At 57.7% G+C, this 7,068-nt stretch carries 8 protein-coding genes; all 8 read right to left on the minus strand.

Annotation, left to right across the window (positions count from 1 at the left end):
- Positions 1 to 152: 152 nt before the first annotated feature.
- Positions 153 to 713 carry a M23 family metallopeptidase gene (locus tag BN1189_RS14075; protein ID WP_040228946.1) on the minus strand — a complete coding sequence of 187 codons (561 nt, stop codon included), beginning with the start codon at positions 711 to 713 and terminating at the stop codon, positions 153 to 155.
- A 356-nt stretch (positions 714 to 1,069) separates the two neighbouring features.
- The gene (locus BN1189_RS14080; protein WP_052455883.1) at positions 1,070 to 2,065 is read right to left on the minus strand and encodes a nuclease-related domain-containing protein; all 996 of its coding nucleotides are present in this window, start codon (positions 2,063 to 2,065) and stop codon (positions 1,070 to 1,072) included.
- Positions 2,066 to 2,218: 153 nt separating this feature from the next.
- Entirely contained in the window at positions 2,219 to 3,019 is an 801-nt protein-coding gene (gene minD, locus BN1189_RS14085; protein WP_040228947.1) for a septum site-determining protein MinD, read from the minus strand.
- A gap of 1 nt (position 3,020) precedes the next feature.
- Positions 3,021 to 3,692 (minus strand): septum site-determining protein MinC, encoded by a 672-nt coding sequence (minC, locus tag BN1189_RS14090; protein ID WP_098049724.1) that lies wholly within the window; start codon positions 3,690 to 3,692, stop codon positions 3,021 to 3,023.
- A gap of 28 nt (positions 3,693 to 3,720) precedes the next feature.
- Positions 3,721 to 4,245, minus strand: coding sequence for a rod shape-determining protein MreD (gene mreD, locus BN1189_RS14095; protein WP_040228948.1), 525 nt, complete (start codon positions 4,243 to 4,245; stop codon positions 3,721 to 3,723).
- Positions 4,242 to 5,159 carry a rod shape-determining protein MreC gene (mreC, locus tag BN1189_RS14100; RefSeq protein ID WP_040228949.1) on the minus strand — a complete coding sequence of 306 codons (918 nt, stop codon included), beginning with the start codon at positions 5,157 to 5,159 and terminating at the stop codon, positions 4,242 to 4,244. The genes mreD and mreC overlap by 4 nt, the downstream gene beginning before the upstream one ends.
- A gap of 18 nt (positions 5,160 to 5,177) precedes the next feature.
- Positions 5,178 to 6,194 (minus strand): rod shape-determining protein, encoded by a 1,017-nt coding sequence (locus BN1189_RS14105; protein ID WP_040228950.1) that lies wholly within the window; start codon positions 6,192 to 6,194, stop codon positions 5,178 to 5,180.
- 90 nt (positions 6,195 to 6,284) lie between these two features.
- Positions 6,285 to 6,980: a RadC family protein gene (gene radC / locus BN1189_RS14110; RefSeq protein WP_040228951.1), complete on the minus strand. Its 696-nt coding sequence runs from the start codon at positions 6,978 to 6,980 to the stop codon at positions 6,285 to 6,287.
- Positions 6,981 to 7,068: the final 88 nt, after the last annotated feature.

Consider the following 7,068-nt stretch of genomic DNA (forward strand, 5'->3'; position numbering starts at 1 on the left):
GGTGGTTTCGCCCGGCCCGCCGCTCCGGTTCGCGGATTTTTCCGGCAGGGACGCCGGACGGCAATGCGGTCATCCGCTTCCGGCTTCGGGCGGTTTCATCGGCGGTCGTTTTGCTGGCCGGCAGAGCGGGCATCCGCAAGCCCGCGGCCCGCTCACTCATCCGCATTCCGGAGAAGGGCCAGCCACTCCTTCACTCCTTCGGCATCGAGCATCTCCCCGTCCTGCTCGACCCCGAGGAACATCGCCCCCGTCTCCAGCTCCGCAATCGCCTGTCCCGGCGACACCGTCGTATACGGCAAAGTCAGGAACTTCCCGACAAACCCGTACGTCACCGTGTCCCCGTCATCATAAAGCACCGTCACCGACTTCCCGGTCTGGCGGGTGTGCCCGGTGTAGATGACGAGCCCGTCCCCCTTCGCCGTCACCGGAACCGCCGAATTATACGACAGCAGCACGCCCTCCCGGAACGGCTGCAGCGTCGAAAACCGGGCCATCGCCGGCTCCGCCCCATCCGCCGCCACTGGAATCGTCTGCTCCGGACGCCCCTCCTCCACAAATGACATCACCCACTTCTTCATGACAACCAGCTCTTCGCCCGACCGCACCAGATGCGTGATCTGCGTCTTCACCACCTCATGCTCCTCCAGCTTCGCCACCCCAAACAACACACCCGTGATCACGATTGCCGCAATCCACTTATCCCGCCACTTCATCCACACCACACCCCGAAAGTGTTTTTTCTACTATATGAGGACGGGGGCGGGGTGATGAGTGGTAGATAGAATTAGTGTGAGGGTTGCATCAAAGGTCAAAATTAAAATATGGGACGAGAAATTACAATATAGAGACTAAATTAAAATATGGGTTGGCAATTTACAATATGGAACGGAAAATTAAAATATGGACGGCCCAATTACAATATGGAATGGAAATTTAAAATATGGAAGCTCGATTTACAATATGGAACAAGAATTTAAAATAAGGATGGCCGAATTACAATATGGAACGGAAATTTGAAATATGGCCGGCAGAATTACAATATAGAATGCTTTGCAGTTTTGATCGCAGTCTAATAGTTCTTATACACCAAGTGATTTACGAAGGCACTTAACCGGTAGTTCTCTTGAGGAAGAATAAACTTCCTGTTTCTCTTATCTGTCCCCTCATAAATTCCATAACCATTCAAAATACGGATTGACAATGAAAGGTCAGTCAAACCCAAAAACCACATCGCCTCCCGGCTAGTGATCCGCTCGCCAAACAATATGCGATATTCTTGCAGGGCTGCCAAGTGGGCGTCTTTGGAGATGGCGCCACACCGGGTGCAGATCCAGCGTCCGTGGCCTCGGTCCATGCCGAGCCGGTGGCAGTCCGGGCAGCGGACGCCGGGGAGGATGTCACCCCGCCCCAGGTTATACCACCGGAGAAAATCGTCGCGGCGCTTCTGCTGGTTTCCGGTCAAACTGTCTTTAATGCGAGACAAAACATTCCAGTCGAATGAGAACCGGTTGGCCCGCGCCAGATCCTCCAGATGGCCCGGCAGACGATCGACGGTCAATGCGGGACGCCTCAATGGTGCCTGCTGGAGGAGCCCGTTATAGCTGGCCAAGACAATCGCGCCCTCTACCGGCAACGGCAGTCCGATCGATGCAAGATGGGTCTCAAGCGAGGCGACGGCGCGGTTCAACTGGTCTTCCGGATTGCGCATGCCTTCCCGCTTGCCCGCCTTGATCCTGTAAAACTGGCCGGTCTGGTCATCAAAGTACAGTTCCCCCGTCACGTTCTTCACTTCCAGGATCAATACGAATGCGGGATGCAGGATCACGGTATCTGCCTGGACGGAGCGGCCGACTCCCGGAATGTCCACGTCCTTCAAAATGATCGGGCGATCCTGCACTTTTGCTTCGAACAGAAAGAAGTCCGCCTTCTTCTCCCCTTTGTATCCGGCAATCCGGTTCTCGCAGTCTGTCTTGATCTGTTTTGCGGACGGATGGCCACCGGCTGTGCGCAACCCCAACACCGCCAGCGCCACCAGCCTCTCCGGCATGTCCCTTTTCGCTTTCATTCCAATCCCTCCTTGCGATAATAAAAAACCCCCGCCGCACGCTTAAAAAGCGTGTGATGGGGTCACTGGTCTGTTGTCGATTTATGAGGTTCCGCGCGATTTCCCGGGAAACTTCACCGGCGGGAAATCACTCCGGACAATCACTCCGGAAAATCACTTCTTGAACATGGCTTTCAGCTTTCCGAAGAAGCCTTTGGGCGTGTCGTCCATCGACATGAGGGGGACCGATTCGCCGAGGATGCGGCGGGCGATGTTGCGGTAGCCGACGGCGGCTCGGTTGGATGGGTCCATGACGACGGGTTCGCCTTTGTTTGAAGAGGAGATGACGTTTTCGTCGTCCATGACGATGCCGAGCAGGTCGATCGACAGGTGGGTCGTGATGTCGTTCACGTCGAGCGCTTCGCCGGTGTCCATGAGGTGGCGGCGAATCCGGTTGATGATGAGTTTCGGAGGCTCGATGCCTTCTTCTTGTTCAAGCAGGCCGATGATGCGGTCGGCGTCGCGGACGGCGGATATTTCCGGCGTCGTGACGACGATGGCCCGGTCTGCGCCGGCGACGGCGTTTTTGTAGCCCTGTTCAATGCCGGCCGGGCAGTCGATCAGGATATAGTCGTAGTCCCGTTTCAGTTCGTTGACGAGGGTTTTCATCTGTTCCGGCGTGACGGCGAGTTTATCCGTCGTCTGGGCGGCGGGCAGAAGGAAGAGACGGTCGTCGAATCGCTTGTCCTTGACGAGCGCCTGATTGACCCGGCAGCGGCCCTCGACGACGTCGACGAGATCATAGATGATCCGGTTCTCGAGACCGAGGACGACGTCCAGGTTCCGGAGGCCGATGTCGGTGTCGATGAGGCACACCCGCTTGCCTTGAAGGGCCAATGCAGTCCCAAGGTTGGCGGTCGTCGTCGTCTTGCCGACGCCCCCCTTCCCTGATGTCACAACGATGGCTTCTCCCACATTAGCTTCCTCCCTTGAATGTAGATAGGTTCGGCCTGAGGATGCGCAGTTCCTGCAGGCGGTCGATGGCGATGAAGCCGTTCTGGTGGATATAAGCGCATTCCATTTCCGGGCTTTCGGACAAGACAGCGAGTTCATCCGTCATCGTTTCGATTTTGTCGGCGATCATGAGGTGCGTCGCCTCCAGCCACGACGCGGCGATGACCGCGTCGAGGTTGCCGCCCGCGCCGGCATGGGCGATGCCCTTCAGCCGGCCGAGCACGAATATATTTCCGTTCGTGATTACTTTTCCGTTCGGATTGACGTCCCCGATGATGACGAGGTCGCCGTCCGCCTTGACCACCTGGCCCGAGCGGACGATGCCGACGTAGGTTTCCGACTGGCTTTCGATGATCCGGCGGTTGCATTCCTCCATCCGGATCACGTCGCTCTGAACTTTGGAAACGCGGAGATGGGGCGACTTCTGGACAACGCCGATCAGTTCCCTCACCTGGTCATCGGTGCAATACCGGTTCCCGAGATTGAGCTGGACCTCCGCCATTCCCTCAAGTGCCTCCTCCCCGACTTTATGCTCCAATTCGCCGAGCAGCTCGGTGTAGGAGCATTGGTCATCAAGGCGCAGCACGAGGCCCGACTTCGTTCCTTTGATCATGACCAGCTGCTTTTTCGTCAATTGCGTCACCCCACATTCTCCTCCATGTTTACGAGATTCCTTCCTTCTTCAGGATGTTCCTCCGGCTGATGAGCATTTTGAACACCCATCCGAGCATGATGAGGAACACCGAATTCGCGATCATCGTCGGCAGCAGCCGCGTGCTCAGGAACTCATCGAATCCGACAGAAATGAATCCGATGAGCGAAAAGAACAGGTAGAGCGCCGTCTCAAGGACCGCCACGAGGACGAGCGAGATGATCGTGACGACCGCGATATGCCGGTGGATATGCTTGATGATCCAGCATGCCAAGAGGCAGAGCACCGGATACAGGAAGGCGTATAGTCCAATAATATCAATGTGGAACATATCGTACAAGAGCCCGAAGATGATTCCATAGATGACCGCCCGCTGACGGCTGTAATAGACGCCGACGAAAATGAGGTACATGATCAGGAACCGCGGGACGAGATAGTAATAGTTCCCGCCGATCTCGATCGGCGAAAACAGGCCGAACACCGGCTCCACGAAGAACAAAACGACGGCGATGAGCGGGACGGCGAGCCGGATCATGATCCGTCCCCGCCTTCCGCCTCATCCGCCGCTTTGTCCATCGCTTCTCCCGTATTGCCGGCGTCCGAACCGTCGACCGCCATCGATGTGCGCTTGGCGATGATGACGTGCTCGAGCATCGAGAAGTCGGCGGCCGGCTTGATGTACGCCTGTTTCGTCAGGCCGTAGTCGTCCGTCGTCACCTCGGTGATCTCGCCGATCAGGAGCCCTTTCGGGAAAATGCCGCCAAGTCCGGATGAAACGACTTTCTGGCCCGGCTTGATATCGAATGTCGAGTCAATCCGCTTCAGGATGAGTTCGTGCCGGTCGATGTCATAGCCTTCGATCAGCCCGAACGCCTCCGTTTCGCCGGTGACGAGCGCCGATACCCGGTAGGTCGGATCCTGGGTCGCCAGCAGCTGGACGGTCGATGTGAACGGGGTCGTCAGTACGACTTTCCCGATCAGTCCGTCCGCCGTCATGACGGCCATGTTCTTTTTCACGCCGTGCACTTCGCCCCGGTCGATGACAACCTTTTCTTCCCACTGGTCCGGATTCCGGGCAAGTACGGTCGCCTGGACCGGCTCATAGTCCCGGAGGTCTTCTTCCTTGCCGACAATCCCCCTGAGACGGTCGTTCTCATGGCGTACATCGCTCAGCTCCGCCTGGACCGCCGCATACTCCGCGAGACGCGTCTTCAGCCGCTTGTTCTCCTCGTACGTGTTCAGGAGGAGGTCCACGTCATCGATCAAATCCGTTATGTATTGCGCCGGCTTCGAAAAGACCGACTGTCCGAAGCCGACGGCATCTTTTACAATCTGTTCGGGGACGCTGGCATGCTCCCGGTCTTTCAGCGTGAAGAAGATCAATGCCACGAGGACGATAACACCGACGAGAAGGAGGATCAGCCGTTTGTTCGAGAAAAACTGCGGCATAATGCCGTCCCTCCTAGATTATCTGGCTTGCTGTTTCTTGATGACGTCGAAGTTGTCGAGTGCTTTGCCCGTTCCGGTCGCAACGCAGTCGAGCGGATCGTCGGCGATGAAGACCGGCATGTTCGTCTGCTCGGAGATGACCTTGTCGAGGTTTTTCAGGAGGGCGCCGCCGCCCGTGAGGACGATGCCGCGCTCCATGACGTCCGCGGACAGTTCCGGCGGAGTCGTCTCGAGCGTTTTCTTGACGCCGTCCACGATCGCCGAAATCGATTCCTTGAGCGCTTCCGCGATTTCTTCGGAAGAGATTTCGATCGTCTTCGGGAGCCCCGTCAGAAGGTCGCGTCCGCGGATTTCCATCTTCGCCGGCTTGTCGGCCACTTTCGCCGAGCCGATCTCGATCTTGATCGCCTCCGCCGTCCGCTCGCCGATCGTCAGGTTATACGTCTTGCGGATGTACGAAATAATCGAGCCGTCCATCGCGTCGCCGCCGACTCGGATCGATTCGCTCGTCACGATGCCGCCGAGGGAAATGACCGCAACTTCGGTTGTACCGCCACCGATATCGACGACCATGCTGCCGGTAGGTTCCCAGACCGGCAGATTCGCACCGATCGCCGCGGCGAACGGCTCCTCGATCGTGAAGGCTTCCTTCGCTCCCGCATGCCGGGAAGCGTCGATGACCGCGCGCTGTTCGACCGATGTGATGCCATATGGCACGCACACCATGACATTCGGCTTTTTCCACGAGCCGCCGGATGCCTTCTGCGCTTCTTTCAGATAGTACTCAATCATTTTTGCCGTTGTTTCAAAGTCTGCAATGACGCCGTCTTTCATCGGACGCGTTGCGACGATCGAGCCCGGTGTCCGGCCGATCATGTTCCTGGCGTCATTCCCGACTGCCACGATGTCCCCTGTCTGCACGTTCTTGGCGACGACGGAAGGCTCCCGGAGGACGATGCCCTTCCCTTTGATGAAAACTAGTGTATTTGCTGTGCCGAGGTCGATCCCGACATCTTTTGATCCCAATCCAAACACGGTTTTACTCCCTTTCTGCACGGCCGTTTAATGTTGCCGGTTTCAAATCATACACATCATTATAACGGATACCATGCGAAAGTGACAACGTTAGATGAAGTCTCCTTCTTTCAAACTGAGAAACTGGTGATCGCCGATGATGATATGGTCGAGCACGTCGATCCCGACGATCCGGCCGGCTTCCGCGAGCCGCTTCGTCACTTCGATGTCTTCCGGGCTCGGCGCGGGGTTCCCGCTCGGGTGGTTGTGCGCGCAGATGATCGCCGCCGCGGACCGCTTTACCGCTTCGCGGAACACTTCCCTCGGGTGTACGATCGACGAGTTCAGGCTGCCGATGAAGATCGTGCTGCTGTGGAGCACTTCATTTTTCACGTTCAGGAATAAAGCAACGAAATTCTCCTGCTGCAGCGAAGCCATATCCGGCATGAGGTACGCCGCCGCGTCTTCGGGCGACCGGATGACGTAGCGCTCCGTCGACTGCTTTCTCGAAAGCCTGCGGCCGAGCTCGACCGCCGCGAGCAGCTGGACCGCCTTCGCCTCGCCGATCCCCTTCACCGACGTGATCTCCTCGAGCGTCGCGTGCTGCAGGTCCTGGATCTTGTCGAAGAACGCGAGCACCCGGTTGGCGAGCTGGAGCACCGACTCCTGCCGGGTGCCGGTCCGCAGCAGGATCGCGATCAGTTCCTGGTTCGACAGGCTCTCCGCCCCCTGCCGGATGAGCCGCTCCCTCGGCCGGTCGGCGACGTGCAGTTCGCTGATCTTCGGCACATACAGATCGAATGTCATGGCTCGTCCTCCCCGGTGAGGATGACGCCCATCTCGTCGAGCGCCGCGAACACATCGGCGACCGGCAGCCCGACGACGGCGTGGTAGT

The organism is Bhargavaea cecembensis (genome assembly GCF_000826125.2).
Taxonomy (GTDB): Bacteria; Bacillota; Bacilli; order Bacillales_A; family Planococcaceae; genus Bhargavaea; species Bhargavaea cecembensis_B.

Excerpts from the sequence above, each read along its gene's own strand:
- BN1189_RS14075 (WP_040228946.1), bottom strand. The coding sequence starts at position 713 with ATGAAGTGGCGGGATAAGTGGATTGCGGCAATCGTGATCACGGGTGTG.
- BN1189_RS14080 (WP_052455883.1), bottom strand. The coding sequence starts at position 2,065 with ATGAAAGCGAAAAGGGACATGCCGGAGAGGCTGGTGGCGCTGGCGGTG.
- mreD (WP_040228948.1), bottom strand. The coding sequence starts at position 4,245 with ATGATCCGGCTCGCCGTCCCGCTCATCGCCGTCGTTTTGTTCTTCGTG.
- mreC (WP_040228949.1), bottom strand. The coding sequence starts at position 5,159 with ATGCCGCAGTTTTTCTCGAACAAACGGCTGATCCTCCTTCTCGTCGGT.
- radC (WP_040228951.1), bottom strand. The coding sequence starts at position 6,980 with ATGACATTCGATCTGTATGTGCCGAAGATCAGCGAACTGCACGTCGCC.